This is a genomic window from Janibacter sp. Soil728 (assembly GCF_001428305.1).
Lineage (GTDB): Bacteria > Actinomycetota > Actinomycetes > Actinomycetales > Dermatophilaceae > Janibacter.
The window spans coordinates 455,108-481,953 of sequence record NZ_LMRZ01000006.1 but is presented as its reverse complement, the minus strand read 5'-3'; the positions used below and the strand labels follow the sequence as shown (position 1 = coordinate 481,953).

Here is a 26,846-nt window from a genome sequence, read left to right as displayed (position 1 = left end):
AAAGGCCTTGGCCTCTGCCCCGTCGCCAACGGGCTCAACCAATTGCACCCTCTACCGCGAAGAACGTGTTGATTCCCCGCTAGGGAATTTTCCATAGCGGGGAATTGCAAGTCAGCGGCACCGGGCCAACACGTCGACGCCCAATCGGCCGCAGTGGTATCGGTCAGTCAACACATTAAATCGGCTCCGAGACAACATTCACTGCTCTTGGCCCGCGCTCTTCCTCTTGCCGGTCGAATGACACCAATGCTCCTGTATGAAGGTCGTCAAACGTTTGCCCGATACCCAAGTCATCCTTGTGGAAGAATATGTTCTCAGGCAAGGAGGGGTGACGAATGAAGCCATAAACACTTTGAAGGGAAACGATCTCACCTGAGTAGCGCCTGGAACTCGGTTCATCGAAACTAGTTCCAGAACCCAATTCTGTGATCTCTCTCATTAGCCGTTGGGACGCTGCGGATCGTGATCGTAGCGTTAACCGTTGAGCTGCGATTCCTAGGCGATCCCAAGAAGGTGTACGAGTTAAGCGCACTTGACTCTTGGTTAAACGGTCGAGCGTCTCGCTCAAGTCTGGAAGTGTGATGCCGTCAGACAAGGCCGCGGTCGCTCCATGCAAAGTGGTTATGGCGCACTCAGTGGCGATGTTGCGGATTCTTTCGTCTGCGACACCAGTTTCTAAAGAGGCAAGAGCAATCGATAGGCCCTGTAGGCCACGCCTATATTCGAGAACAGGGTTTCGTTCGTCTTTTCCTGCGCTCTCTCCCCATCGCCGATAAGCTCCGGCGAGACTGCTCACCGCAATCAGTTGCGCCTTCCCTTGTGCGGCGACGGTGGCGGGCTGGATCAAGTTGACTCCTTCCTCGAAGTCTCCGTACCAGACAAGGTAGTTCCCCAGCGCGACAGCCGTATCATGAGTGCCCAGGACATCGTTGGCCTCGCGGGCGTACACTATGGCCGCTTGCAAATCCCGAACGTTGCGCGCCAAATGCCCAGCCAAGAAGTGCGCCACGACGCCTCGGCCTTCTCCGTGCGCTTTTCGGTACGCTCGCTCATAACACAGGAGAGCTCGACTTGCGTCGCCTGCGGACGCAACGATAAAACCTTCCACGCGGTCGACTTCCCACAGTTCTGGGTTGAGTCGTTGTGCGGTCTCGACATCTTCGAGTGCTGATTCGATATTGCCATTCTGAGACGCTAAAAGAGCACGACGTAAGATTTGAGCGGTGGGTATATCTTGAGGTCCACTAGTCCGCACAACAATGGGAGCAAGTGATCTCGATTTGGCATCAGCGACGCGCCGCTCTTCATTGGCGCGGTACTTGGACTCGCGATCTCCAACAAGCCTAGCGTAATCACGATCGACTATGACACGTTTGCTCAAGAATAGACTTGCGGTTTCGGTCAGTCGAACCCGTAGTGCTAGGTCTTCGTTACCGCCTCCGGCATCTCGACGTACCAACGAACCCCGAATGAGCTCTTGTAGGCCCACGTTGACTCCATCTGTCCCAATGTCAAGCAAAACGACCAGCTCATCAGCGGTAACAGGCCGCGCAAGGACCGAAAGTGCAGATAACACTTCCTTGGCAGGCGCGCTGAGGGCGTCGTACACCGACCGAACGCAAAACTCCAAGAGTTCAGATTGATCGCGGATCAAACTGAGTGGATCTCTGCCAGATTCAACAGCGAGGACAAACCAGCGGATCCCCAGAGGGCTATTGCGAAGTCTAGTGACTATCTCAATACGTGTTTGTCCGGAAAGCCGTTGCAGACTTGCCAGTCGCCTCGCGCGAATAAAGTCATTCAAGAGCCGTAGGCTGTCCTTTTGGTCAAGCGGTTCCAACGGGAATCGTCGTTCGTATTGCCCAACGCCGATTCTGCTCGTGACAAGATACCTGACAGAGTCCGGTAGCGTTTCATAAAGTTGAGTGAACTCAAGGCCGCCAATTGTTTCGAAGTTGTCAAGTACGACGAGAGTTTTTAGACCTATCAACCCTTGCGACAAGTCTTCTAGGCCGCCTTGGAAGCTTGCATCGAAAGTTGCCCCTAGCGGCCTTATCGCATTCGTGAGATCGCGCGCGGAATTGGCTATCTCCTCGACCCCTTGCGCCGTCAATCGCTCATACTTGAGGGACGTCCAAAGGACCGCGTCAAAGGGTTCGTCTGAATCATCGATCAAATTGTAGGCAACCTCCAAGGCCAATGCCGTCTTGCCAATGCCGCCCTCGCCAATAATCGTTATAACTGACTCTCGACCACGTTTCACGGTTTCGACGAGGTGTGCTACCTCCTTCGACCGGCCGATCAAGCCAGTTTCGTCATAGTCTGGCAAGGGGAGGTTGTGGAGAGTGGTGGTATCGCTTTGACTTAGGGTTACAAGAGGTTCCCAGGACGGGTCGGTATCCAGTTGAGATAAAACGCGCCGCGTCTCGCTCCAAAAACGAGTCGAAAACTGATTGAGGATCATTGGCGCGGCTTCCCCGTCATCGGCTAACAGCGGCCTCGGGTGCATGACTCTGCGTCGAATGCCGACCAGACGGTCCATGCTCGCAGTGCACTCTCGGATTTCGCGGGCCAATTCTTCGGGAAGGAACTTTCGATGTCTATTAAGCAAGTCGTACGCTTCCCTTAGGTCAAGATACTCGACTAAGGGAGTGTCCAGCGATCCGGAAGCGTCGTCCCGTTGTCGCGTCAACGCCTTATCGTACAGATTCTCCAGAAGTTCTTCCTCGGTCAATTCTGGATGCATAAAGCGACCTAAAAGTGTCCGCATGTCTCGCTCAAAAGCATCAATAAGCACATACAGACGTGCACGCGTCATGGGAATAGCCATTCCATTCACCGGGTCTCCTCATGTTCGCCCATTTTGATGAGTGGGATCCTACAGGGAGTAGTCGACAAACACCGGTCCAGCCTCGTACGGACAGCGCAGCTATTTTTGTCGAGGCGACACGGGCGTTCCTAGCTTTCAAGACTATTGCTGCCGGCGGGACGGTCGTAGCAGGCGTGAGGACTTTCTCTACTGACTCAAGCGCGCCTCCGGCGCGACCCGGCGCGACCCGGCGGGCCTTCGGCCCGCCGCCGTGCCGGGCGTGCGGCCTGCGGCCGTTCCGGGCGCGGCGTCGGGCCGAGCCCCGCACGGCACAGAAAGGGCGCCCGACCCGGAAGTCAGACGCCAGCTCTGCCGAACAACCCCTATGGGACGATGCCCTCGTGGCCGACCTCCTCAGCGAACTTGCCCGCGATATCGACCAGACCTGCCGCCTGACCGGCACCTTCACGCTCCGTTCCGGCCAGGTCGCCACCGAGTACTTCGACAAGTACCTCTTCGAGTCCGACCCGCAGCTCCTTCGCCGAGTCGCCGAGAGCATGGTCCCGCTCATCCCCGAAGACACCGACCTCCTGGGCGGACTGGAGCTCGGCGGCATCCCGCTCGCCACCATGCTCAGCAGCCTGACCGGTACGCCCGCCCTGTTCGTCCGGAAGAAGGCCAAGGAGTACGGCACCAAACGACTGGCCGAGGGCGCCGAGGTCGACGGGCGGCGCGTGACCATCGTCGAGGACATCATCACCACTGGTGGCGCGGTCCGAGACGCCACCCTGGCCCTGCGCGAGGCAGGCGCCACGGTCGAGACCGTCATCTGCGCGATCGACCGCGGACCCAACCCCGGCAACGCACTGTCGGACGTCGACCTGACCACGCGCTACCTGCTGACCCGAGCCGACCTGGACCGAGCACACCAGTAGAGCGAGCACGTCACCTTCACGCCTCCGACCCTCCGCTCCACTCTCCGCCCACCTCCGGACCGCATCAAGGGCGCTCCGTGTCACTACGTAATGGACTCCGTCCACCCTTGACACGGCCACTGCGGCAGGGCTCCTCTGCTCCGCTACAGGGTCGGCGGCGCGGTTTGATCGGTCTGTCTTGTCCGACACGGTGCTGCTGCCTGCCAGACTTTGCTGCCAAGGAGGTACGCAATGCCATACGACAAGTGCTGGAAGGCGCGCATCAGGAACAAGATGGCGCCACTGCGGGCCAAAGAACGCCGCGGCACCATCTCGCCGGAAGAGGCTGAGCTGCTGGCAAACCTGCGTGGCCAAGTCGAGAGAAGCGGGAAGCGCAATCCGGGACTTCCTCGAATGGTCAAGAGCCAGGGCGAGATCGAGAGCTTCGACGCCGCTCCTGGTGTGCGTTCCGTGGTGTCGGGCGGCCTCCCCGGTCAGCGGCGGAAGCGTTAGCGACAGCTCCTGCGTGCTGAGAGGCAGCCGTCCGGCCAGCCCTCCACTTTCGCCTCCACTTTGGTCCCTAGATCCCCCCGGCCAGCCCGAGCCGACGCACCGAACGCACGCCGAGAGGCCCGGAAAACCGGGGGGGAAGCAGCCCAAGAGCACTAGGCCGAAAAGCGCCAGAGGGAAACAGGGGTTGAGGGTCCAAGCCCTTTCGCCAGCTCTTAGGCCCGCAGGCGGGCGGCCTACGGGACGCTCTTAGGCCCCGTCCCTGCACTCCGCAACCCCATAGCCCCGCCGGCGTAGGGGCCGCCACGTTAGGTCTGGTGTGAGGAGAGGTCGTGCTCAGCCAAGAGTTGCGCGAGTTCGTCCGTAATGGGCAACTTGAAGTTCACCGAGATGGCGGCCACTTGCCTCGCAACGACCTCTCGGTACGCCACTAGCGTCATCTTGAAGTACCGATGGTCCGATTTGAACAACTTGGAGTCCTGCCCGGCTGCGTCTACAAAGGCCCTACTCGCCGTCCGGATCGCCTTGAGGGCGCGTTCTAGCTCGCCGCCAGCCTTGACGTTCATGATCTCGAGCGTCAGGAACTTGCGAATCTGGTCGGCCGACTCGCGAGTGCTGTCGAAGTCCTCACGGTCGGGGTGGTCAGTGATGACACGGCGATCTTCAAGGAACACGAGCACTCGCCGTGCCAAATCCTTGTTGGACGCTACGTACTCCCAGTCCAACCCCCACATGCTGACGCCGGTGACCTTCGGCTTCGACATCGCACCTCCTCGCTAGACGAGTTCGCGCGCCTTACACATTCATGGCTCTCGCGAGCTGGTAGATGCTGTCGAGACTGAGGCTACACTCGCCGCGAAGATTTCCAGTTTCCTCAGGCGCGTGTAGCGAGACTTCGAGGGATCGTCGGGGCCCGATATGGCTGAGCTGCAGCGGAGTTCGAGCGGAACAGGGCCCCGTCACTGCTCATGGGACGGCGTCGGCACTTGTTCTCCCTCTTGCGTACGCAACCACACGAGGCCGACATCGCGAGATGGCTCGCTCAGCCTATCCGTGGCCCTGCGATTGTGGTCCCGGGCATAACAAAACGCCTCAGGGTGTGCTGCAGCCTGGAGGGCATATCCCCACCCTCTTCAGCGGTCGGACGACGCAATGATTCGCTAGGCACCTGTCTGGTCATACAACTGCACATCGGGAGAGTCTTCGCCTTCGTTGGGCTCATCCTCGGCAGACCTCGGATTCCAATAGTCGGCGGCGAGATCGGTCAGATCGTCCGGATCCACCGGGCCGTCGGCGTCGCCGGGGTCGTTGGGTGGACCTGCGGCCAAGCGTTCGAGCTCTCGTAGCGTGCTGACGAGCATGATCGTGCTTTGGGCTGCTGCAAGGGCTTCCAAACGCGTGACGCTCCCGCTGTGAGTGACGTGATGAGCGAGTTGCAGGGTCTTCTGGAGGACAGCACGCAGTTTCTCGTGAGTCGGTCCTCGGAGGAGAGCAGCGCAGATCTGGTTCATGCGCTCCTTGGCATCGCCTTGCTTTGGAGCCTCTTGGCCCTCCGGCACCATCCCACGATCATGAACCAGGTCCGTCGCAGCGATGATGATTTCGCGGCAGCGACGGCCGACATCTTGGTAGTCGTCCAAATCGACCGATCGTTTGAACTCTGACTTCATGCTGTCGAGACGAGCGAGGGTTTTTGTCCATGTCGCGGGGAGCTCGTCGTCAGGAGACCACTCGTCGACGTCTGGGGGCGTGATCCGGGAACCAGCGGTTAGACAGAAGGATTCCAGCGAAGCAACCCGGGCGTTGAGACTGGAACGCCTGGCGGCGTGCGTCGCCAAAGGCTTCGCTTCGTCGTTCCAATAGGCCCAGAGATCCCGCCAAGGGAACGGGTCGTCTTGCCCCAAGGAAGTCAGCAGGGGAACGAGGAGGTCTCTTCGCTCCCTGTAGGTGTCGTTCTCTTCGGAAATGGACGTACCCGTCGCGACGCGCTCCAAGAGGTCGTGCTGTTCCCGGAGCTCATGTAGGAGCTGGCCGGCCTCGGAAGACGTCATATGCCGATGGTAGGGCGCTGACGCGACAACATTGAGTACGTGCCCCGCCCTCCATAGCCCCTCTGCGTAGTGTCCCCGACAATCTCCCACCCCGCCCCGAGAGCGACCCGGACAGTCGGATTCACGTAGGCGTTTCACCTGCACGTATCCGGGTTCAGCCTGTGCGGGTGGCGTCGGGGTAGGTCCGATCACGCAGCCCCCCTTGTAGTAAGGGTTTAAGGGTTCAATTCCCTTCGCCAACTCTCACGGTCCATCCCCGGGACTCGGGCTATGTCGCCTATTCGCCGCGGATAGCCATCACAGCCCGAGTCTCGGCGGGTTGGGGGAGTTGCTTTCGGCGGTGGGCTAGCCGCGCTGGGCGAGCCAGTCGTTGATCGAGTCCTTCAGCGGCTTCTCCTGCTCACCCACGAGCACGACGCCACCGGTCGCGGACGACGAGGTGGCGGTGACCCCCTTCGTGGGGCCGTCGGCACCGATGATCACGTCCACCTCGCCGCGGTCCACGGCAGACGCCAACGCGTCGAGCTCACCGACCTGCCAGCTCGGGTGGGCGCCGATCGAGTCGGCGTACCCGGTGATCATGTCCGCGGCCGGCCCGCTGACGTCGCCGCCACCGTCCGGCACGGTCAGTGGCGGGTTGTCGACGACGCCGACGTTCAGGATCCCCGTGCTCTCGGCGCGCGACAGCGCCGAGCCGGGATCCGAGCAGCCCGTCGCCACGAGCAGGAGCGGCAGCAGGGCCATCGCGAGGAGTCGGCGCATGGGCCCCATGATGCCTGCCTACGATGGGCTGGGGCCGCCACGGCCCCGTCCCGTCGAGAGGTTGTCCTGCATGCGCGCTCCGACTCGCGAATGGCTCGCCAGGCACAGCCATGTCCATGGGGACTTCGCCGCAGCCGACCTCGTCGCACACCTCGAGGCGAAGGGGGAGCGGGTCACCGTCGTCATCCCGGCCCGCAACGAGGCCGCCACCGTCGGGGAGGTCGTCACCGGCCTGCGTCGCGAGCTCGTCGAGCGCGTGCCGCTCGTCAGCGAGCTCGTCGTCATCGACTCCGACTCCGACGACGACACGTCGGCCGTCGCCGCCGACGCGGGTGCCACCGTCCACCGGTCCGACGAGATCGCCGCCCACCTGGGCAGCCACCCCGGCAAGGGTGAGGCTCTGTGGAAGTCGCTCTTCGTCACCTCGGGCGAGCTGCTCGTCTTCGTCGACGCAGACCTCACCGAGTGGGGGCCGCACTTCGTCACCGGCCTGGTCGGCGCGCTGACCGCGGACCCGGCGACGATGCTCGTCAAGGGCTGGTACGACCGCGTGCTCGACGTGCCGGGACAGTCCCCGAGCACCGAAGGGGGCCGGGTCACCGAGCTCGTCGCCCGCCCGGTCCTCGACCTGTGGTGGCCCGACCTGGCCGGTGTCGTCCAGCCGCTCGCCGGCGAGTGGGCGGCCCGCCGCGCCCTCATGGAGTCGCTCACCGTGCCCACCGGCTACGGCGTCGAGATCGCCTCGCTCATCGACACCCACCGACGACTGGGACTCGGCGCGATCGCCCAGGTCGACCTCGGCGCTCGCGCCCACCGCCACCAGAAGGACCACGACCTCGCGGTCATGGCCGCCGAGCTGCTCGCGGTCGTCCACGCCCGCCGCGACGGCGAGCCGCGCGACGTCGAGGTCGTCGCGGACGAGCTGCAGCAGTTCACCCGGGAGGGCGGGTGGCGCACCCGGCCGGTCCCGCTCGTCCAGCGGCCGCCGGCCGTGACCCAGAGCGGCTACTCCGAGGGACTCGCATGAGGCTTGGCCGACACACCTTCGCCGACGACGCGATGCTCGTGATGGCGATCGTCAACCGCACGCCCGACTCCTTCTACGACAAGGGCGCGACCTTCGCCGAGGACAAGGCGATGGAGCGCGTCGACCTCGTCGTGGAGCAGGGCGCCGACATCGTCGACATCGGTGGGGTCAAGGCCGCGCCCGGTGGTGAGGTCGACGTCGCCGAGGAGGTCGACCGCGTCGTCGGTCTCGTCGCGCGCGTCCACGAAGCACACCCACAGCTGGTCATCTCGGTCGACACCTGGCGGGCAGAGGTCGGCGAAGCCGTCTGTGCCGCAGGGGCCGACGTGCTCAACGACGCCTGGGGTGGCGCCGACCCGGCGCTCGTCGACGTCGCGGCCCGGCACGACGCGGCCATCATCTGCACGCACACCGGTGGCGTGGAGCCGCGGACCCGCCCCTTCCGCACCGGATTCGACCGGGACATCATGGCCGAGGTCCTCGACGGGGTCCTCGGGTACGCCGAGCGGGCGCTCGCAGCCGGCGTCGCACGAGAGTCGATCGTCATCGACCCGGCCCACGACTTCGGCAAGAACACCCACCACACCCTCGAGGTCACCCGCCGCCTCGACGAGATGGTCGACACCGGCTGGCCGGTGCTGGTCTCGTTGTCCAACAAGGACTTCGTCGGCGAGACCCTCGACAAGCCGGTCGACCAGCGGCTCATCGGCACGCTCGCGACGACCGCCGTCTCCGCATGGCTTGGGGCGCGGATCTACCGCGTGCACGAGGTGGCCGAGACGCGGCAGGTCCTCGACATGGTGGCTACGCTGCGCGGCGAACGCCCGCCGGCCCGCACGATCCGAGGTCTGGCATGAGCGGGGTGCGGAGTGAGGGCGCGAGCGAGGAACGAGCCGTGCCCTCAAGGACGGACCCTTCGCGGTCAACAAGCATGAGTGTTGTCGCTGCAGTGGTCGTCCCGGCCGCCCCGGCCCTGCTGCCCGGGATCGGGGGCGCTGCCGATCCGCTCGCCGACCTGCGTGAGCGGGCCCGCCAACTCGTCCTCGAGACTGCCGTGACGAAGGGGGTCACCCGCGTCGTCGTGATCGGTGCGGGGGAGTCCACCCGGACCTGGCCGACCGACGCGCCGTCCGGCGCCGCCCGCTTCACCACCGGCCGCGTCCCCGACGGCGCCCTGCCCACGGACGTCGAGATCGGTCGGATGTTCGCCCCCTCTGGAGGGGGCGAGCTGGTCCTGCACTCGATCGCGAGTGACGCGACTCCCCAGGAGTGCGCGCAGCTGGGGCGCGAGCTGGCCGACGGGCCGTCGACGCTCCTCGTCTGCGTGGCCGACGGCCCGGCGACGCTCACCGACAAGGCGCCGGGGCACCTCCAGCTGGACGCTGCTCCCTTCGCGCTGGAGCTGGCCGATGCGCTGGCCGCAGGGGACACGCCCGCGCTTGCTGCGCTCGACCCCGCGACCTGCGAACGACTGTGGATGCGCGGCCGACCGGCGCTGCAGGTGCTCGCGGCCGCGGCACCCGGCCTACGGGGCGAGCTCGTGTCCGAGGAAGCCCCCTTCGGCGTGCAGTACCTGCTCGCCCGCTGGGTCTGACCCGGCTCAGCGCCGGCGAGTCACCCGCTCCAGCGCGAGGGCCGCCTGCTCGGGTGTCGCGCCGAGGACGGCTGCGCGCGCGAGGTAGGACGTGGCGGCGTCCTCCAGGAGAGTGACCGCGGCCGGGCTCGCGGACTCCGGGCGCGACGCCACCCGGGTCCCGGCGCCGCGGCGGGTCGTGACGAGACCGGACCCCTCGAGCTCCTTGTACGCCCGGGCGACGGTGCCGGTCGCCAGGCCGAGGTCGCCCGCGAGCTGACGGACCGAGGGCAGCCGCTCGTCCGTGACCAGCTGACCCGTCTCGATGAGCAGGGTCAGCTGTCGGCGCACCTGCTCGAAGGGAGGTGTCGGGTCGACGAGGTCGATCGTGACGGCGACGCTCACAGCGGCACCCCCACCGGTGCCGTGTCGCCGCGCTGAGGGGGCGGGACATCGTCCACGCGCACGCCCGGTCCGGTGCACAGGCCCGCGAGGGCGACGGTCCCGAGCACCGCGGCCATGCCAGCGCCGATGAGCGAGACGGTCGCGAGCAGCCCGTACCCGCCGGGCGCGCAATCGGCCGATCGGGCGCCCATCGCCATGATGAGCAGCACGGGCACGAGGGTCAGGCAGGCCCCGAGGGTCAGTGACTGCAGCACCGCCGCGATCGACCACCGGCGCAGTCCGGTGTCGAGCGCAGCGCTCTCGGCCGCGGGGCTGGGCCGACGGGCGATGACGACGCAGGTCGCCACAGCGAGGGCCACGCTGACCGCGGTGGCGAGCGCGATCGGGGCGCCGTAGTAGCTGCCGGGCCACGGGGTGCGCGTGTGCGTCACGCCGTCGCAGACGACCGTGAGGGCTCGCCCGGCCCTGCCGAGATCGTCGGGGCTGCCGTAGAGCGTGCCGATGCCGAGGGTCGCGGCGAGGCCGGCGAGCGCCGCCGCGGTGGTCATGAGCCACCCCCGCGGGACGAGGTCGCCGAGGCGTCGCGGGTGCAGGGCGGCGCTACGGGTGAGGGTCATCGGCCGGCGGAAGGTGGCCTCACCCAGGCAGATCACCGCGACGACCAGGGTCCCCGCGAAGGCCGGCGCGATGGCCGACGCCGTGTCGCCCCCGCCGAGCCCGAGCAGCGGCACGGCGAGGCACACGAGCACGGCCACGGCCAGCGCCGCGAGCAGCCAGATGCGCGCACGGCGAGCCAGTCGGACGAGATCGACGTGCTCGTTGATGCCGACGACCGAGGTGCGATGGCCGGTGAGCAGGGTGGCGACGACGGTGACGAGCATCGCGAGGATGAGGACGAAGGGGAGGAGGAGGACCATGCTCATGGCTGCACCTTTGTGTCAGGCGGCTGGGACAAGAGGAAGCGTCCTCCCTCGACCTCGATTGTGTCAAGTGGGTGACACAAGGATCAGAGGTCGAGCTTGAATCCCTCGTGCGTCGCCACGTAGCCCAGCCGCTCGTAGAACCGGTGCGCGTCGGCCCGCCGCTTGTCGCTCGTCAGCTGCACCAGCGTCGCTCCGCGCGAGCGGCCCTGCTCCTGCGCCCACTCCATGAGCGCCGCACCCAGGCCGCTCCCACGAGTGCTCGATTGGACGCGCACCCCCTCGACGATCAGGCGCTTCGCGCCCCCGCGAGACAGGCCGGGGACGAAGGTGAGCTGCAGGGTGCCGGCGGCAGCACCCCCTTCGCCCCGCACGATCGCCAGGAGCTGCTGAGGGTCGACGTCCACCTCGTCGAAGGCGGCGAGGTACGGCGCGAGGTCGACGCCTTCGCGGCCCGCACCGATCTCGTCGTCGCGCAGCAGATCCACGATGTCCGGCACGTCCTCGCGGGTGGCGCGGGCGACCGTGAAGTCCCCGTCGGCGTCGGTGGTGATCGTGTCCATGGGCGTCTCCCGGTCCGGTGCGTGGAACGACGATTGTCTGTTCCCTGCAGCGATTCGTATCATCTATCCAGTGACCGGGACCGTCCAGCTGCACAACATCGGACGCCGCCGCGCCTACGCCATCTGGGGCATGGGGCTGGCGGTCTATGTCCTCGCCGTCTTCCACCGCACCTCGCTCGGCGTCGCGGGCCTGCTCGCCGCCGACCGGTTCGGGATCAACGCCAGCCAGCTGGCCACCTTCACCGTGCTGCAGCTGGCCGTCTACGCGGGCATGCAGGTCCCCGTCGGGGTGCTCCTCGACCGCTTCGGCTCCAAAGTACTCATCGCCAGCGGCCTGGTCTGCATGACGGCCGGCCAGCTGTGGTTCTCCTACGCCGAGAGCTTCCAGAGTGGCCTCGCGGCACGGGCCCTCATCGGTGCCGGCGACGCGATGGTCTTCACCTCGCTGCTGCGGCTGGTCGCCCTGTGGTTCCTCGTGCGGCAGGCTCCGGTCGTCACCCAGGTCACCGGGATGATCGGGCAGATGGGTGCGGTCGCCGCAGCGGTCCCGCTGAGCGCCGCGCTGCACAGCTGGGGCTGGACCCGCACCTACACGATCGCCGCCTCGCTGGGCCTCTTCCTGCTCATCGGCGTGGTCCTCTTCATCAAGGACTCGCCCTACGAGAAGGGCGCCGTCGAGCGGATCAAGATCCGCGCCCTGCGCGAGAGCCTCACCGAGGTCTGGCGCGACCCGGGGACCCGGCTGGGCCTCTCGGTGCACTTCACCGCCCAGTTCGCCCCGACCGTCTTCGCGCTCCTGTGGGGCTACCCCTTCCTCGTGTCGGGGCAGGGGCTGAGCCCCACGCAGGCGTCCACGCTGCTCACCCTGATGACCTTCGTCGCGCTCATCGCCGGACCCACCATCGGCCGGTGGACCGGCCGCCACCCGTACTACCGCTCTGTCATGGCACTGGGTGTCGTCGGGGCGATCGCCCTCGTCTGGGCGATCGTCCTGGCCATGCCGGGCCCCTCCCCGCTGTGGCTGCTCGTCATCCTCGTCGCGGTCACCGCGGTCGGTGGCCCGGGGTCGATGATCGCCTTCGACCTCGCCCGCAGCTTCCACCGCAGCGAGCGCTACGGGCGCGCGTCCGGGGTGGTCAACATGGGCGGCTTCGTCGCGTCACTGGTGACGATGGCCCTCATCGGCCTCGTCCTCGACCGCCTGGCACCTGACGGTCCTGAGACCTACACGCTCGACGACTTCCGGATCGCGATGAGCGTGCAGTTCCTCATGTGGGGCTTCGGTGCGTGGATGATCCTGCGCTACCGCCAGCGCAGCCTCGCGCAGGTGTCCCGCCACCCCGGCGCCATGGAGGCCCTGCGGGACGGCGACGCGCTGCTGCCCGGGATCTCCCGGGACCATGACGACTGACGCGTGATCACAATCCGACGGCGATACGCGTCGGTAACCCCGCGGAGAGGATCCGTGGACTAGACACTCCTCATGACTGCGCTCACCGAGGAGATGCGGCCGTCGGGCCCCGACGGTGCCGGCGCCAAGCCGAGCCTCGTGCTCACCGCGGCAGAGGCTGCCCGGGTGGTCGTGGCGGTGGACGCGTGGTTGCTCGCCTATCCCTGGTTGCGTCGCGCGCCGCGAGGAGACGGCCACCCGGTCCTGATCCTGCCGGGTCTCATGGCCGGCGACGCCTCGACCCTCGCGATGCGGCACGTCCTGCGCCGTCTGGGCTATCGCCCGTACAGATGGCACCTGGGGCGCAATGTCGGGCCGACCCCCGCGGTGGGTGCCGAGCTGCCGGCTGCCGTTGAACGCATCGCCAGGCGCAACCGCTCCACGGTCTCGATCGTCGGGTGGAGCCTGGGCGGGCTCTACGCGCGCGAGCTCGCCCACCGCCACCCCGACAGCGTGCGCCAGGTCGTCACCCTGGCCAGCCCCTACCGGATTCGCCACCCGGGGGAGTCCCGTGCAGACCGGGCCTTCGCGCGCTACTCCCACCTGCACGTGTGGGACGGTGGGCGTGAGCACGTCGTCGAGGCGATCCGCCGCCCGCTCAGCGTCCCCTCGACCTCGATCTACTCCCGGCTCGACGGCATCGTCCCCTGGCGTCACTGCATCGAGCCGCAGGGTGCCTCGGCGGAGAACATCAGGGTCCGCTCCAGCCACCTCGGGATCGGCTTCGACCCGCACGTCCTGTGGGCCATCGTCGATCGGCTCTCCCAGGCCGAGGGCGAGTGGGCCCCCTTCGTCCCGCCGCGCCTGCTCGCCCCCTTCTTCCCACCGCCCGATCACCCACAAGAACAGGTCATCCATGCCCGTTGAACCGCAGGTGTCCATCCCGCAGATCGCCGCTCCGTGGGGAGGCCGCAGCCGCACCGTCGACCTGGGCGGGACGGTGCACTACGTCGACTTCGACGGCCCGGACCGGGCCCCGGCCATCGTGCTGGTGCACGGACTTGGGGGCAGCCACCTGAACTGGCTACCCCTGGCAGACCGACTCCGCTCACGCCACCGGGTCTACGCGCTGGACCTCGCCGGCTTCGGCTTCACCCGCGGCACCCAGCTGTCGGCCGCCGTCGGGGACAACGCCGAGCTGGTGCGGCGCTTCATCGCCGAGGTCGTCGGTCAACCGGTCATCCTGGTCGGCAACTCCATGGGTGGCCTGATCACCACCTTGGTCGCGGCACGCGCAGACACCCCGGTGCGCGGCGTCGTCCTCATCGACCCGGCACTGCCGGCACCACGTGGCCGGCCGGACGCCCAGCTGGCCAGCCTCGGCACGTTGGTGGCGGCGTCAGCGCGTCGTTCTGCCCGAGCACGCCGAGGTCGCTCCCTCCCGGTCGCCGGTGAGGTCGCGGCCGTCCTGCGGTTGTGCATCGCCCAGTGGGACCGGCTCGACCAGGACGTCTTCGAGGCGCACGTGGACCTGGCCGCGGCGCAGAAGGGCTTCGCCGAGCTCAACGACTCCTTCAAGCTGGCAGCGAGGACGATGATCGCCGCGCTCGCGCGACGCAGCACCGTCCGTCGCCGGCTGGCCGACATCACCGTGCCGGTGCTGCTCATCCAGGGTGACCGTGACCGGCTGGTGCATGTCTCGTCCGCCCGCTGGGCCGCCCGGATGAACCCCGGCTGGCAGTACGTCGAGATGCCCGGGGTCGGGCACGTGCCGATGCTCGAGGTGCCTCAGGAGACCGAGCGCGCCATCAGCGCCTGGCTCGCCAGCACCCAGATCGTGGGGGGCTGAACCGTGGAGCGTCTGGGAGGTCTGGACACCGCATTCCTAAGTCTGGAGGCGCCGCGCCAGACAGGTCACGTCGGCAGCATCGTCGTCCTCGACCCGGACGGCCTCGGTGTGCCCTTCGACCGAGCCCACCTGCGGGCCCTTCTCGCGGAGCGCGTCGGTCGTCTCTCGCTCTTCCGCAAACGTCTGCAGATGGTCCCCTTCGGTCTGGACCGGCCCTACTGGGTCGACGACCCAGACTTCGACCTCGACGACCACGTGCGTGCCTCCGCCCTCCCGGCACCCGGTGGTCGCCAGGACCTGGTCGACCTCGTCGCCAGGCTCCACGAGCGACCCCTCGACATGACGCAGCCCCTGTGGGAGACGTACCTGATCACCGGACTCGAAGGGGGTCGCTGCGCCGTCTACATGAAGGTGCACCACGCGATGCTCGACGGGCTCTCCGGGGTGGAGCTGCTCACCGCCCTGGTCGACCTCGAGCCCGGCATCATGCCCGGTGAGCCCGCCGTCCACGAGCCGTCGAGGCGACCGAGTGGGCTCAACCTCCTCGGCAGGGCGGCATCGAGCATCACCGAGCGGCCCAAGGATGCCAAGCGGTTGGCCAGCGGGCTCGTGCGCTATGCGCCGGCCCTGGCGATCAACGGCGCCTCCCGGGTGCGTCGACTGGTCGCCAAGGGCTCGACGGGTGAGGCAGTGACCAGTCCCTTGAGGGCCCCGACCACGCCCTTCAACGGAGCCATCTCCGCGCAGCGGCGGATCGGCCTGACCCAGCTGCCGCTGGCCGACCTGAAGACCATCAAGAACGCCTTCGGGGTCTCGGTCAACGACGTCGTCCTGGCTGCCTCGGCAGCCGCCGTACGCCAGTGGTTGATCGCTCACGACGCGTCGGTCGGCAAGCCACTCGTGACCATGATCCCGGTGGCGCTGCCCGGCGACCGTACCGGTGCCGCCGGCAACTCCGTGACGGCGATGTTCACCCCGTTGCCCGTCCACCTCGAGGACCCGGTCCGGCGCCTCACGGCAGCGCACGCGGCCACCGTCGCGGCCAAGTCCAGCGGAGCGGCCGTGCCCGCCGACATCTACGAAGGAGGGTTGGCCTTCGCCCCACCCATCATCATGGCGCCGTTGATGCGCAACTTCTTCCAGCTCGGGCTCTTCCAGCAGGTCCGGACCTGCAACCTCGTCGTGTCCAACATCCCCGGACCGGACGTGACGCTCTACCTCGGCGGAGCAGTCGTCGAGGCGCTGTACCCGGTCTCGATCATCACCGACGGCCTGGGCCTGAACATCACCCTGCAGGGGCTTGGCGAGAACCTCAACGTCGGGGTCCTCGCCTGCCGGGACGTCATGCCCGACGTGCAGGAGCTCGCTGACGCGATGCGTGCGGAGGTCGAGGTCCTGCTCAACGCCGCCCGGTGAGGTCGGCGAGCAGGTGGCGCGAGATCACCAGCCGCTGGATCTGGTTGGTCCCTTCGAAGATCTGGGTCACCTTGGCCTCGCGGAAGTAGCGCTCCACCGGGAAGTCCTGCGTGTACCCCGCGCCGCCGAGCACCTGGATCGCGTCGGTCGTCACCCGCATCGACGCATCGGTGGCGATGAGCTTGGCGACCGCTGCCTCCTTGCCGTAGGGGCGCCCCGCGTCCCGCATCCGGGCGGCGTGGAGATAGGTCGCCCGGGCGCTCGTCACCGCGGCCTCCATGTCGGCCAGGAGGAAGGCCAGACCCTGGTTGCTGGCGATGGGGCGACCGAACTGCTCGCGCTCGTTGGCGTACTTCGCGGCGACGTCGAGGGCGGCCTGGGCGAGCCCGGTGGCGACGGCGGCGATGCCGAGACGGCCGGCGTCCAGACCGGCGAGGGCCATCGGCACGCCGCGACCCAGGTCGCCGATCTGCCGGTCGTCGGAGACGGCCACGTCGTCGTAGATCACCTCGCGCACCGTGTCGCCGTGCAGGCCCATCTTCTTCTCCGGGGCCCCGTAGGACAGGCCCGCGGCGTCGCCCGGCACGACGAAGCAGCTCACCCCGCGGCCGCCGTCGTCGCTGGTGCGGGCGAAGGTCGTGTAGTAGTCGGCGTGGCCGGCGTGCGAGATCCACGCCTTGCGACCGCGGATGCGCCAGTCCTCGCCGTCCTGCGCGGCGCGGGTGGTCATCGCGCCGATGTCCGAGCCGGCGAGCGGCTCGGAGAGGGCATAGGCACCGAGGGTCTCCCCGGACAGCATGTCCGGCAGCAGCGCCTCCTGCTGCGCGCGGGTGCCGAAGGTGTGCACGGCGTAGGCGGTGAGGGAGTGCACCGAGACACCGACCCCGACGGCTCCCCATGCGGAGGCGATCTCCTCGACGACCTGCAGGTAGATCTCGTAGGGCTGGCACCCGCCGCCGAGCTCCTCGGGGTAGGGCAGCGACAGCAGGCCGGCGCGCCCCAGGGTGCGGAAGACCTCGCGGGGGAAGACCTCCTCCGTTGCGGCGCGCGCCTCGACCTCGTCGACCTGCGGCCGCAGCGACTTGTCGCAGATCGATCGGGTGAGCTCGATGAGGTCGTCGCCGATCTCGGTGGGCATGAGCCTGGTTGCTGGCATGTCGAGCACTCTACGAGCCCGAGGGGGCACCCGTCATGACCCCCGGGAGGGGCCCACCGGGTGAAGCACTGGTGAGGACTGCGTGAGGGTTCCTTCACGACGGCCGATCCTGGTGGTGATCCGCGCGAGAAGTGGGTAGACCAGAGGCATGAAGACCACACGCAGCGCACTCCTCGCCCTCACGACCGCAGCCCTGCTGGGCCTGAGCGCCTGCGGCAACGGGGACGCCCCGGCCGGCCCCGCAGAGTCCCGCACGCAGCGGCCCGGCGACACGCCGTCCGCGTCGTCGAGCGTCACCTCCAGCTCCACCAGCACGTCCAGCTCCGCCAGCACGTCCGCCTCCGCGTCCCGGACGTCGACGACGTCCTCCGCCACGTCCACCGACCCGGTCCTGGCTGCCATCGCCGCCGCGGAGAAGGAGGCCGGGGGCACCGCCTACGAGGTCGACGACCAGGACGGCGACGGCACCTGGGAGATCGACGTCGCGAAGGGGGCGACGAGCGTCGAGGTCGACGTCGCCAAGGGCGGCACGGCGAGCGCCGGCAAGGAAGGGGACCTCGACAGCGACGACCGGGCGGGGCTGAAGGCGGCGACGCTCGACCTGCCCGAGGCGATCGCGGCGGCCTTGAAGGAGGTCGACGGCACCTTCGACGAGGCCGAGCTCGAGGAGGAGGGCGGCAGGCACTCCTGGAAGATCAGCATCGACGTCGCCGGTGACGACAAGGACGTCCTCGTCGACGTCAGGACCGGCAAGGCCACCGTCGAGCAGGACGGCTGAGCCGCACCTACGGTGGAGGGGTGAGATCTCCCTTCGCCATCCGCACCGCCGCGACCACCACCGCGATCACGCTGGCGCTCGCCGCCTGCACCGCGACCCCGGACGAAGGGGAGGACTCGAGCACGTCGTCGTCCTCCCCGTCGTCGTCGACCGGCTCGTCGTCGACCACGACCACGACCACCACCCGGGCCGAGGTCTCCGGTGCACCCGCGGCTCTGACCAAGGTCGTGGCGAAGAAGTACGGCGACCACGAGCTGGACGGCACGGCGAAGCTCGGCACCTGGCGCGGGGCCAAGGTCGCCGTGGTCACCGCCGATGACGACGTCACCCTCGCCGTGCGACCAAAGGGCCGCACGGCCTGGAAGGTCGTCGGCGGCTGGTGGCCCAGCCTCGGCAGCGAGGGCAAGGCCGACCTCGGTGGCAGCCGCCATGTCCTCGTCCTCGGCTCCGACGCCCGTCCCGGTCAGGACGTCGAGCGCTCCCGTGCCGACGCGATCCAGCTGCTCGGTGTCGACGGCTCGGGCGGCGCCGGGCTGATGGGGTTCGCCCGCGACCTGTGGGTTCCGATCCCCGGCCACGGCCACGGCAAGCTCAACTCCTCGATGGTCTTCGCTGGTCCGCACGGGCAGGCGACGTCGGTCGAGAGCATCAGCGGCATCGACGTCGACGGCTACGTCGTGACGAGCATGAAGGGCTTCGCCGCGATGGTCGACGAGCTCGGCGGGCTGGACTTCGTCGCGCCCAAGGCGCTCGACTCACACCTGCCCGGAGGCCGGATCGCCAAGGGCCGTCACCATCTCTCCGGGGACAGCGCCCTGGCCTGGGCCCGCGAGCGCAAGACCCTGCCCGACGGGGACTTCGGCCGTTCCCGCAACCAGGGCCTGCTGCTCGCGGCGGCCGCGCTGCAGGCCAAGGTCAAGGGACCCGGCGTGGTGCCCAGGGCGCTCACCGTCATCGACGAGCACGCGAGCAGCGACCTGTCGGCGCAGGAGATGCTCCTCTTCAGTGCGTCCTTCTACCGGGTCAGTCCGACCAAGGTCGGCCACGCCGTGGCCAAGGGCCCGACCGCCATGCAGTCGGGCCAGTCCATCGTGCGCCTCGACGCGGAGTCCAAGGCCGCCTTCCGCGACTTCCGGGACGGTCGGCTCAGCTGACGGCGGCCGGGTGGACGCGCACCTGGCTCGCCTTGACCGAGACCCACACGGTGTCGCCGGGCCGCAGGGGGAGCGCGGCCAGCGCCGCGGGCGTCACCTCCGCGCTCATGGCGAAGGGGGTCTCCAGCCACACGCGGACCCGTCCGGCGTGCGCCTCCACCCGGGAGACGCGACCCTGCCAGACATTGCGTGGCGACCCCTCCGGGTGGTCGTGGTGCAGCGAGACCGCGTCGGGGGTGAAGGTCACCCAGCAGGGCCCGGCCACCTCGTGCGGGCCGGTCGCGATGTCGAGATCGCCGGCGATCGCACCTCCCCCCGGCGTGGCCTCTGCGCGCAGCAGGTTGAGCCCCGCGAGCCCGGCGGTGAAGTCGCTGCGGGGGTGCTCCAGGACCTGGCGGACCGGTCCGTGCTCGACCTGCTGGCCGAGGACGGTGAGGGTGTCGGTCGGGCCGTCGGCGACGGTGAGCACGTCGAGGACGTCGTGGGTGACGAGCACGACGACGAGGTCCTCCCGCTCGTGGGTCACTCGCGAGAGGACCGCCCGCATCGCCGGTGTCGCCTCGACGTCCAGGGCCGCCAGCGGCTCGTCGAGCAGCAGTGCGTCGGGCTCGGCCGCCAGGGCCCGAGCCAGGGCGACTCGCGCGGCCTGCCCGCCGGAGAGCCGGGAGGGGCGACGGTCGGCGAAGTCGCTCATGCCGACGACGTCGAGCCAGTGCTCCGCGGCGGCGCGTGACTCCCTTCGGCCCCTGCCGTGGCTGCGCGGCCCGAAGGCGACGTTGTCGCGCACGTCCAGGTGGGGGAAGAGCTGCCCGGCCTGCGACATGAGCACCACGCGTCGGCGGTGCGGGGGCAGGTCGTCGAGCGGGCGACCGTCGAGCACGACCCGGCTGTCGTCGGCCCGGGCCAGGCCGGCGAGGATCGCGAGCAACGAGGACTTGCCGGCGCCGTTGGGGCCGGTGACCGCGTGCCGGCCGGGTGGCAGGTCGAGGTCGACGTCGAGGCCGCGCTCGGCCCATCGGGCGCGTACCTGCAGGCTCATGCGGCGGCCCTCGTCGTGCGCGCGTAGACCGACCCGACGATCACCGTGGCCAGCACGACGAGCACGAGGGACAGCGCGATCGCGGCGTCCGGGTCGACCTCGCGCTGCAGGTAGATCTCCAGCGGGAGCGTCCGGGTGCGACCCTGCGCGGACCCGGCGAAGGTGAGCGTCGCGCCGAACTCACCGAGGGCCCGCGCGAAGGCGAGCACCGAGCCCGACAGCAGACCGGGCGCCACCAACGGCAGGGTGACCCGGGTCAGGCGCCGCCACGGACTGGCACCGAGGGTGGCCGCCGCTTCTTCCTGGCGTCGGTCGAGACCGCGCACCGCGCCCTCCAGCGACAGGACGAGGAAGGGGAGCGCGACGAAGGTCTGCGCGAGGACGACCGCGGTGGTCGAGTAGGAGATCGACAGGCCCGCGGCGACGAGGTGCTCACCGATCAGGCCGCGCCGACCGAAGGTCGTGAGGAGTGCGAGGCCGCCGACGACCGGAGGCAGCACGAGGGGCACCAGCACCAGCGCCCGCAGGGTCGACTGCCCGCGCCAGCTGCCGCGAGCGAGCAGGAGGGCGAGCGGGGCGCCGAGGACGATGCACAGCGCCGTCGCCGCGAGCGAGGTGCGCAGCGACAGCAGGAGCGCCGTCACGGATGCCTCGGAGGTGAGCAGCGGCCAAAGGCTGCCGACGTCGACGGAGGAGAGGAGCCCGAGCAGCGGGAGCACGACCACGAGGATCGCCCCGGACGCGGGGATCCACAGCCAGACGGGGGGCTTCACGGTGCGCCGAAACCCTTGGCCTTCAGGACCTTCTGCCCTTCGGGGCCGGTGACGTGGTCGACGAAGGCCTGCGCCTCGTCGGGCGAGGCATTGCCGGCGATGGGCGCGATCGGGTAGGTGTTGACGACCTGGTCGGCCCCCTTCGTCGCGACGGTGTCCACCGCGTCGCCGGCCCCGGTGGCGTCGGTGACGTAGACGAGCCCGGCGTCGGCCTCGCCCGTGGTCACCTTGGTGAGGACGTCGGTGACCTGGGCTTCTTCGCTGGCCGCGTCGATGGTGACGTGCTGCCGCTTCATCAGCATCTGGGTCGCCGTGCCGCAGGGGACCTGCGGGGCGCAGACGACGACGGCCAGGTCGGACCTCTCGAGGTCCTTCAGCCCGGTGATCTTCTTCGGGTTGCCCGGCTCGGTGATGATCGTCAGGGTGTTGGTGGCGAAGATCGCCGGGTCGCCCGTGATCGCGTCGCCCACCTTGTCCATGTTGGCCGTGTCGGCGGAGGCGAAGACATCGATCTGGGCGCCGTTGACGACCTGCGTGGCCAGGTCGGAGGACCCGGCGAACTGCAGCTCGACCTGCACGCCGCGATGCTGCTTCTCGTAGGCCGTGGCGATCTGCTCGAAGGGCCGGGTGAGGGAGGCCGCCGCGGCGACGTGCAGGGTGGTCGAGCCGTCGCCGGAGTCGTTGCCCGACCCGCAGGCGGCCAGCGCCAGAGCGAGGGCGGTGACCGTGGTCGTGGCGAGGACGCGTCTCACGACGCGCCGCCGGGGGTCCCGATGACGACATTGGTCGACTTGATCGAGGCGACGGCGACGACGCCCGGCTCGAGGCCGAGCTCGTCGGCGGCCTCGCGAGACATCAGGGAGACGACGCGGAAGGGCCCCGCCTGCAGGCTCACCTGGGCCATGACCCCGTCGCGCAGGACCTCGGTGACGATGCCGCGCATCCGGTTGCGGGCGGACTCGTCGGTGACCGGCCCGACCGGCGCGGGGTGGGCGATCTCCTGGGCGAGGCGCGCGAGATCGGCGCCGTCGACGAGGACGGGACCCGCCCCCTTCGTCGCGGTGAGGCGACCACCATCGATCCACCGTCGGACCGTGTCCGGGGAGACCGCGAGCAGCTCGGCCGCGTCTGATACTCGCATCTGCGCCATTTTGCGAGACTAGCAGCAGCATCTGCGCCAGTGAGCGCGCATTGCCCTATGGCAATGCAGGTTTGGACGCGCATTGCCCTATGGCAATGCGCGGGGGAGGTGTGGGCTCAGGCGCCGGGCAGGTCCGCGGGGCCGAAGGGAGCGGGCTCGGCGATCTTGGCCGTCACCGAGTCGCCCGACGAGCGTCCGGTGAGCCGGCGGTGCACCCATGGTGCGGCGTAGGAGCGGGCCCAGCGAGCGGTCTCGGCGACCTGCTCGCGGCGCGCGACAGCGGGCGCGGGGGCCAGCGGCGAGCGCCAGTCGGGGTCGCTCACCGGCTGGGCGAGGGCGGCGAGCGCCTCCTGCGCCACGCGTCGGTGACCCTCGGTGCTCAGGTGGATGCGGTCGGTGGACCACAGCCGCAAGTCGCGCAGCGCGCGCAGGCCCCACAGGTTGAGCACGTGCGCGCCCTGGCGCTGGGCGATGGAGAAGACATTGGCGCTGTGCACCGCGTGCCGGGAGCGAAGGGAGGCCAGCAGCCCCGCGTCCGCCGGGTCAGCGGGAGTGGCCATGAGGACATCGGCGCCGGTGGCGCGGATGCGTACGACGGCCTGCTCGAGGCGGTCGGCGATCTCGTCGAGGTCGACGCGCGGGCGCAGGATGTCGTTGCCGCCACCGACGATCGAGACGAGGTCGGGTCCCGCGGCGAGGGCGGCGTCGAGCTGGGGCCCGATGACGTCGTCGAGCTTGCGACCGCGGACGGCGAGGTTGGCGTAGGCGAACTCGCCGTCGGGGACCTGGGTCGACAGCGCGGCCGCCAGTCGGTCGGCCCAGCCGACGTAGCGGCCCTGGATGAGCGGGTCCGCGTCGGACATGCCCTCGGTGAAGGAGTCACCGATCGCGATGTAGCGGCGCCAGGGGTGGACGGTCTCGGTCACGGGAGTCTCCAGTCGATCGGGTCGGCGCCCTGCCGGGCGAGCAGGTCGTTGGTGCGGCTGAAGGGCCGCGAGCCGAAGAAGCCGTGGCGCGCGGACAGCGGTGAGGGGTGGGCGCTCTCGATGCGCGGCACGTCGCCGAGAGCGGGCGCGAGGTTGCGGGCCTTGCGGCCCCAGAGGATCGCCACGAGCGGACCGCCGCGCGCGGCGAGCACCTCGATCGCGCGGTCGGTCACGGACTCCCAGCCCTTGCCCCGGTGGCTGTCGGGTGCGCCGGGTCGCACGGTCAGGCAGCGGTTGAGCAGCATCACGCCCTGCTGCGCCCACGGGGTGAGGTCGCCGGTGCTCGGCGCCGGGACCGCGAGGTCGTCGACGAGCTCGCGGTGGATGTTGACCAGCGACCGGGGGAGGGGGCGCACGTCAGGGGCCACGGCGAAGGACAGGCCGATCGCGTGCCCGGGCGTGGGGTAGGGGTCCTGCCCGACGACGAGGACGCGGACCTCGTCGAGGGTGATGGTGAAGGCGCGCAGCACGTGCTCGCGCGCGGGCAGGTGGCCGCGTCCCTCGGCGGCCTCGTGCCGCAGGAAGTCGTCCATCGCGGCGATCGTGGGCGCCACCGGCTGCAAGGCCTGCGCCCACGAGGGGTGGATGAGATCGGTCAACGGCTGCGTGGGCACCGGTCAAACCTACGACGTGCCGATCCCTCCGGCGCAGGGGTGCCGGAGGGATCGGTGCGAGGGGAACGAAGGGGCGTCAGCAGGTCGCGCTGGTGGGCGGCACCGGGGCGCCAGCCAGGTCGTGCAGCTCGATGCGCACGGCGTGCTCGATGAGCGGCGCGAGGAACTCGGGGTGCTCGTTGGTCGGCTCGATGCGCTCGCGGGCGCTGGCGACCATCGCCTCGATCCGCTCGCAGGCCACGGTGGGGTAGCGCACGCAGAGGTCGGCGGCAATGCTGGCGGCGACGTGATCGACGTTGATCAGGAACATGTGGGCCTCCCGGTCCGGAATCGCTGCTTCAGTAGATGAACACAAGGTTAACAACTGGTTGGTCTCTTGTTCAACTCTCAACCCCGGGAAGTTCACCGGAGGTTCGCCCGCAGGCCTCTCCCGCCGGGCGACTCCCTTCGCTGGGATGGAGGTCCTGACCATCTGCCAGGAGGCTCCCGTGACCGACGACCGCGCCCACGAGTACCGCCGTATCACCGATGACCTCGCCGACCGCTTCGAGGGGCTGTTCACCCGCGACGAGGTCGACGAGATCGTCGCCGACTCCCGCGCCCAGCTGGAGCGCACGGCGACGATCGACACCTACCTGCCCGTCTTCGTCGCCCGCTTCGCCAAGGAGCGTCTCGGCGCGGCGGCTCGTGACAGGGGCGGGTCGGCGAAGGGGGTCCACCGCATCCTCTTCGTCTGCAACGGCAACGCCGGACGCTCCCAGATGGCCGCCGCCTTCGCCGAGGCGGTGGGAGGCCAGGCGGTCATCGCCGCCTCCGCGGGCATCAACCCGATGGCCTCGCTGCTGCCCGAGGTCCGCACGGCGATGACGGAGAAGGGCATCGAGCTGCCCGAGGCCTTCCCCAAGCCGGTGACGCGCGAGGTCACCTCGGCGATGGAGGTCGTCGTCGGCATCGGTCTGACCGAGCAGGAGCTGCCCGAGGCCCAGCAGGTCGTCACCTGGGACATCTCGGCCGTCGTCGGTCGCAGCCCGCAGGAGGTGCGCGTCGCCCGTGACGACATCGAGGCCCGGGTCCGTGACCTGATCGGCGACCTCGTCGACGACGGCGAGCTCAACCACAGCTCCGGGGACGCCCACCGCTCGCGCTGACCCTGCGGGGTCGGCGCGGCCCTAGAGTGCACGTCGTGCATGGATTCGCTGATGACAACACCTCCCTGGCCGAGCTGGCGCAGATCGTCCTCGACTACTCCAAGGAGCGGCTCGAGCTCGACCCGGTGCCGCTCGACCGTCCCCTGACGCCGACCCAGCTGCAGGAGCAGGCCGGGCAGACGATCACCGCCGAGGGGATGGGCGGGCACCAGGCGATGGACCTCTTCGCCGAGGTCCTCGCCCCCGCCTGCCTGTCCGTCGATCACCCGCGCTACCTCTCCTTCATCCCGTGCGCGCCCACCGAGGCGGCCGCGATGTTCGACCTCGTCGTCGGGGCGAGCTCCATCTATGCCGGGTCCTGGCTCGAGGGCTCGGGCGCTGTCTACGCCGAGAACCAGGCGCTGCGCTGGATCGCCGACCTCGTCGGTCTCCCCGAGTCGGCGGGCGGGGTCTTCGTCCCCGGCGGGACGATCGGCAATCTCTCGGCCCTCGTTGCCGCGCGGACCGAGGCCCGTCGCACCGCCGCACCCGGGCAGCGTCCCTTCCGCGTGGCGACCACCCGCGGCGCGCACTCGTCGATCCAGTCCGCCTGCGACGTCATGGACGCCGAGCTGACGACGGTCGAGCCCGACGAGAGGGGTCGGCTCACCGGTGAGCGCCTGCGCGAGGTCCTCCTCGCCAACGGCCCCGAGACCTACTTCGCCGTCGTCGCCACCGCCGGCACGACCAACTTCGGCATCATCGACGACCTGACCTCCGTCGCCGAGGTCTGCCGCGAGCTCGGCGTCTGGTTCCACGTCGACGGCGCCTACGGCGGCGCCGGCCTGGCCGCACCGTCGGTCCGTGAGCTGTATGCGGGCATCGAGCAGTGCGACTCCTTCATCGTCGACCCGCACAAGTGGCTCTTCGCTCCCTTCGACTGCTGCGCGCTCCTGTACCGCGACCCTGCGGCGGCCCGCAATGCGCACACCCAGCGCGCCGGCTACCTCGACGTGCTCACCGACGCGACCGACTGGAACCCCACCGACTACTCCGTGGGGCTGACCCGTCGGGCGCGCGGGTTGCCCTTCTGGTTCTCCCTGGCCACCCACGGCACGCAGGCGTACACGAAGTCGGTCGAGATGACCCTCGAGGTGGCGGCCTTCGCCGAGGCGGAGATCCACCGGCGCGATGACCTCGAGCTCGTCGGCGAGCGCTTCCTGTCCGTGGTCGTCTTCCGACGCAAGGGCTGGAGCGCCGCCGACTACAGCACGTGGTCCGACCGGATCCTCGACGAGGAGTTCGCCTTCATCGTGCCCACCACGCACGAGGGGGAGACGCTGGCCCGCTTCGCCATCGTCAACCCGCAGACGACCACCCAGGACATCAGCGACATCCTCGACTCGATGGGCTGACCTCCATGGCACGCGGCGGCCCCGGGCGGGCTGCCCGGGGCCGCTGTGGGTGAGTCACTCGTCGACGAGGGCGCTCACTCCCCTGCGAAGACGAGGTTGCCGCGGCACGAGTTGCCCGGACTCTCGTCGCCGAGCATCGCCTTGAGTCCGTAGGCGACGAACTGGCCGTAGCTCTGCGTGCCGTGGCCGAGGAAGTCGTCGTCGAACCCGGGCGGGTTGTTCTCGATGGCGTCGGGTGTGTCGAGCCCTGAGAAGGCGCAGATCGACTTCGCGTGCATCGGGGCCTGGGTGGTCTTGCCGTTGCCGGTGACCTCGCCGGCCGATGCCGATCCTGCGCCGACCAGCAGCAGGCCTGCCGCCATGACGCAGGTGATGAGTGTCCTCTTCATGATGCTTCGTCCTTCCGAGACGAGGGTCCCGGCCCTGCCCCCCGGGCAGCGGCGCCGTTGCCGCCAAACACCGAATTTACTCTTT

The 26,846-nt window shown here is 68.9% G+C and carries 29 protein-coding genes; 13 read left to right on the top strand and 16 right to left on the bottom strand.

Going from position 1 to position 26,846, the window contains the following annotated elements; translation table 11 throughout:
• Positions 1 to 175: 175 nt before the first annotated feature.
• A complete protein-coding gene (locus ASG73_RS17660; protein WP_082567328.1) occupies positions 176 to 2,830 on the bottom strand; it encodes an AAA family ATPase in 2,655 nt (884 codons plus the stop codon).
• Between the two features lie 380 nt (positions 2,831 to 3,210).
• Between ASG73_RS17660 and pyrE the strand changes: the two genes are divergently transcribed.
• Positions 3,211 to 3,744 carry an orotate phosphoribosyltransferase gene (pyrE, locus tag ASG73_RS18455; RefSeq protein WP_055997288.1) on the top strand — a complete coding sequence of 178 codons (534 nt, stop codon included), beginning with the start codon at positions 3,211 to 3,213 and terminating at the stop codon, positions 3,742 to 3,744.
• 231 nt (positions 3,745 to 3,975) lie between these two features.
• Complete coding sequence (locus tag ASG73_RS17995; protein WP_156466331.1) at positions 3,976 to 4,236, top strand: hypothetical protein; 261 nt, start codon at positions 3,976 to 3,978, stop codon at positions 4,234 to 4,236.
• A gap of 305 nt (positions 4,237 to 4,541) precedes the next feature.
• Here ASG73_RS17995 and ASG73_RS15580 read toward each other — a convergent pair whose 3' ends face one another.
• The 3 genes from ASG73_RS15580 to ASG73_RS15570 all read right to left on the bottom strand — a co-directional run bounded on the left by ASG73_RS15580 (position 4,542) and on the right by ASG73_RS15570 (position 7,046).
• Positions 4,542 to 4,997 (bottom strand): hypothetical protein, encoded by a 456-nt coding sequence (locus ASG73_RS15580; protein WP_055997285.1) that lies wholly within the window; start codon positions 4,995 to 4,997, stop codon positions 4,542 to 4,544.
• A gap of 396 nt (positions 4,998 to 5,393) precedes the next feature.
• Positions 5,394 to 6,284, bottom strand: coding sequence for a hypothetical protein (locus ASG73_RS17990; protein ID WP_156466330.1), 891 nt, complete (start codon positions 6,282 to 6,284; stop codon positions 5,394 to 5,396).
• Between the two features lie 345 nt (positions 6,285 to 6,629).
• Positions 6,630 to 7,046: a transporter substrate-binding domain-containing protein gene (locus ASG73_RS15570; RefSeq protein ID WP_055997279.1), complete on the bottom strand. Its 417-nt coding sequence runs from the start codon at positions 7,044 to 7,046 to the stop codon at positions 6,630 to 6,632.
• A 70-nt stretch (positions 7,047 to 7,116) separates the two neighbouring features.
• Between ASG73_RS15570 and ASG73_RS15565 the strand changes: the two genes are divergently transcribed.
• From ASG73_RS15565 to ASG73_RS15555, 3 genes are all read left to right on the top strand, one after another.
• Positions 7,117 to 8,073 (top strand): glucosyl-3-phosphoglycerate synthase, encoded by a 957-nt coding sequence (locus ASG73_RS15565; protein WP_055997276.1) that lies wholly within the window; start codon positions 7,117 to 7,119, stop codon positions 8,071 to 8,073.
• The gene (gene folP / locus ASG73_RS15560; RefSeq protein WP_055997273.1) at positions 8,070 to 8,930 is read left to right on the top strand and encodes a dihydropteroate synthase; all 861 of its coding nucleotides are present in this window, start codon (positions 8,070 to 8,072) and stop codon (positions 8,928 to 8,930) included. Before ASG73_RS15565 ends, folP begins: the two co-directional genes overlap by 4 nt.
• 74 nt (positions 8,931 to 9,004) lie before the next feature.
• The gene (locus ASG73_RS15555; RefSeq protein WP_156466328.1) at positions 9,005 to 9,667 is read left to right on the top strand and encodes a hypothetical protein; all 663 of its coding nucleotides are present in this window, start codon (positions 9,005 to 9,007) and stop codon (positions 9,665 to 9,667) included.
• 6 nt (positions 9,668 to 9,673) lie between these two features.
• Here ASG73_RS15555 and ASG73_RS15550 read toward each other — a convergent pair whose 3' ends face one another.
• From ASG73_RS15550 to ASG73_RS15540, 3 genes are all read right to left on the bottom strand, one after another.
• The gene (locus ASG73_RS15550) at positions 9,674 to 10,051 is read right to left on the bottom strand and encodes a GntR family transcriptional regulator (protein ID WP_055997267.1); all 378 of its coding nucleotides are present in this window, start codon (positions 10,049 to 10,051) and stop codon (positions 9,674 to 9,676) included.
• A complete protein-coding gene (locus ASG73_RS15545; RefSeq protein WP_055997264.1) occupies positions 10,048 to 10,974 on the bottom strand; it encodes a hypothetical protein in 927 nt (308 codons plus the stop codon). The genes ASG73_RS15550 and ASG73_RS15545 overlap by 4 nt, the downstream gene beginning before the upstream one ends.
• A gap of 83 nt (positions 10,975 to 11,057) precedes the next feature.
• Positions 11,058 to 11,534 (bottom strand): GNAT family N-acetyltransferase, encoded by a 477-nt coding sequence (locus tag ASG73_RS15540; RefSeq protein WP_055997262.1) that lies wholly within the window; start codon positions 11,532 to 11,534, stop codon positions 11,058 to 11,060.
• 70 nt (positions 11,535 to 11,604) lie between these two features.
• Between ASG73_RS15540 and ASG73_RS15535 the strand changes: the two genes are divergently transcribed.
• The 4 genes from ASG73_RS15535 (at position 11,605) to ASG73_RS15520 (ending at position 16,189) form a co-directional block, all read left to right on the top strand.
• A complete protein-coding gene (locus tag ASG73_RS15535; RefSeq protein WP_055997259.1) occupies positions 11,605 to 12,945 on the top strand; it encodes an MFS transporter in 1,341 nt (446 codons plus the stop codon).
• Between the two features lie 72 nt (positions 12,946 to 13,017).
• Entirely contained in the window at positions 13,018 to 13,851 is an 834-nt protein-coding gene (locus ASG73_RS15530) for an esterase/lipase family protein (protein ID WP_200946881.1), read from the top strand.
• Positions 13,841 to 14,773: an alpha/beta fold hydrolase gene (locus ASG73_RS15525; protein ID WP_082567306.1), complete on the top strand. Its 933-nt coding sequence runs from the start codon at positions 13,841 to 13,843 to the stop codon at positions 14,771 to 14,773. Before ASG73_RS15530 ends, ASG73_RS15525 begins: the two co-directional genes overlap by 11 nt.
• Before the next feature lie 3 nt (positions 14,774 to 14,776).
• On the top strand, positions 14,777 to 16,189 hold the full coding sequence (locus ASG73_RS15520) for a WS/DGAT/MGAT family O-acyltransferase (protein ID WP_055997252.1): 1,413 nt from the start codon (positions 14,777 to 14,779) through the stop codon (positions 16,187 to 16,189).
• On the opposite strand, the gene ASG73_RS15515 is transcribed toward ASG73_RS15520, so the two are convergent.
• A complete protein-coding gene (locus ASG73_RS15515) occupies positions 16,173 to 17,345 on the bottom strand; it encodes an acyl-CoA dehydrogenase family protein (protein ID WP_055997671.1) in 1,173 nt (390 codons plus the stop codon). The genes ASG73_RS15520 and ASG73_RS15515 overlap by 17 nt on opposite strands.
• A 148-nt stretch (positions 17,346 to 17,493) precedes the next feature.
• Here ASG73_RS15515 and ASG73_RS15510 point away from each other — a divergent pair, with 148 nt between their 5' ends.
• A complete protein-coding gene (locus tag ASG73_RS15510) occupies positions 17,494 to 18,123 on the top strand; it encodes a PepSY domain-containing protein (RefSeq protein WP_055997249.1) in 630 nt (209 codons plus the stop codon).
• A 20-nt stretch (positions 18,124 to 18,143) separates the two neighbouring features.
• On the top strand, positions 18,144 to 19,277 hold the full coding sequence (locus ASG73_RS15505) for an LCP family protein (RefSeq protein ID WP_055997246.1): 1,134 nt from the start codon (positions 18,144 to 18,146) through the stop codon (positions 19,275 to 19,277).
• On the opposite strand, the gene ASG73_RS15500 is transcribed toward ASG73_RS15505, so the two are convergent.
• The 7 genes from ASG73_RS15500 to ASG73_RS15470 form a co-directional block, all read right to left on the bottom strand.
• Positions 19,270 to 20,316, bottom strand: coding sequence for a sulfate/molybdate ABC transporter ATP-binding protein (locus ASG73_RS15500; protein WP_055997242.1), 1,047 nt, complete (start codon positions 20,314 to 20,316; stop codon positions 19,270 to 19,272). The two genes, ASG73_RS15505 and ASG73_RS15500, sit on opposite strands and share 8 nt — an antisense overlap.
• The gene (locus ASG73_RS15495) at positions 20,313 to 21,089 is read right to left on the bottom strand and encodes an ABC transporter permease (protein WP_055997239.1); all 777 of its coding nucleotides are present in this window, start codon (positions 21,087 to 21,089) and stop codon (positions 20,313 to 20,315) included. The genes ASG73_RS15500 and ASG73_RS15495 overlap by 4 nt, the downstream gene beginning before the upstream one ends.
• Complete coding sequence (gene modA / locus ASG73_RS18195; protein ID WP_055997236.1) at positions 21,086 to 21,841, bottom strand: molybdate ABC transporter substrate-binding protein; 756 nt, start codon at positions 21,839 to 21,841, stop codon at positions 21,086 to 21,088. The genes ASG73_RS15495 and modA overlap by 4 nt, the downstream gene beginning before the upstream one ends.
• Complete coding sequence (locus ASG73_RS18190) at positions 21,838 to 22,239, bottom strand: TOBE domain-containing protein (protein ID WP_055997233.1); 402 nt, start codon at positions 22,237 to 22,239, stop codon at positions 21,838 to 21,840. The genes modA and ASG73_RS18190 overlap by 4 nt, the downstream gene beginning before the upstream one ends.
• A 107-nt stretch (positions 22,240 to 22,346) precedes the next feature.
• Positions 22,347 to 23,156 (bottom strand): SGNH/GDSL hydrolase family protein, encoded by an 810-nt coding sequence (locus tag ASG73_RS15480; protein WP_268766366.1) that lies wholly within the window; start codon positions 23,154 to 23,156, stop codon positions 22,347 to 22,349.
• Positions 23,153 to 23,830, bottom strand: a complete 678-nt coding sequence (locus ASG73_RS15475; RefSeq protein ID WP_082567305.1) for a uracil-DNA glycosylase — start codon at positions 23,828 to 23,830, stop codon at positions 23,153 to 23,155. Before ASG73_RS15475 ends, ASG73_RS15480 begins: the two co-directional genes overlap by 4 nt.
• A 76-nt stretch (positions 23,831 to 23,906) precedes the next feature.
• Positions 23,907 to 24,140 (bottom strand): three-helix bundle dimerization domain-containing protein, encoded by a 234-nt coding sequence (locus ASG73_RS15470; RefSeq protein WP_055997227.1) that lies wholly within the window; start codon positions 24,138 to 24,140, stop codon positions 23,907 to 23,909.
• 178 nt (positions 24,141 to 24,318) lie between these two features.
• Here ASG73_RS15470 and ASG73_RS15465 point away from each other — a divergent pair, with 178 nt between their 5' ends.
• The gene (locus ASG73_RS15465; protein WP_156466325.1) at positions 24,319 to 24,978 is read left to right on the top strand and encodes an arsenate-mycothiol transferase ArsC; all 660 of its coding nucleotides are present in this window, start codon (positions 24,319 to 24,321) and stop codon (positions 24,976 to 24,978) included.
• Between the two features lie 35 nt (positions 24,979 to 25,013).
• Positions 25,014 to 26,372 (top strand): pyridoxal phosphate-dependent decarboxylase family protein, encoded by a 1,359-nt coding sequence (locus ASG73_RS15460; RefSeq protein WP_055997665.1) that lies wholly within the window; start codon positions 25,014 to 25,016, stop codon positions 26,370 to 26,372.
• Between the two features lie 74 nt (positions 26,373 to 26,446).
• Here ASG73_RS15460 and ASG73_RS15455 read toward each other — a convergent pair whose 3' ends face one another.
• On the bottom strand, positions 26,447 to 26,761 hold the full coding sequence (locus ASG73_RS15455; RefSeq protein ID WP_055997221.1) for a hypothetical protein: 315 nt from the start codon (positions 26,759 to 26,761) through the stop codon (positions 26,447 to 26,449).
• Between the last annotated feature and the right edge of the window lie 85 nt (positions 26,762 to 26,846).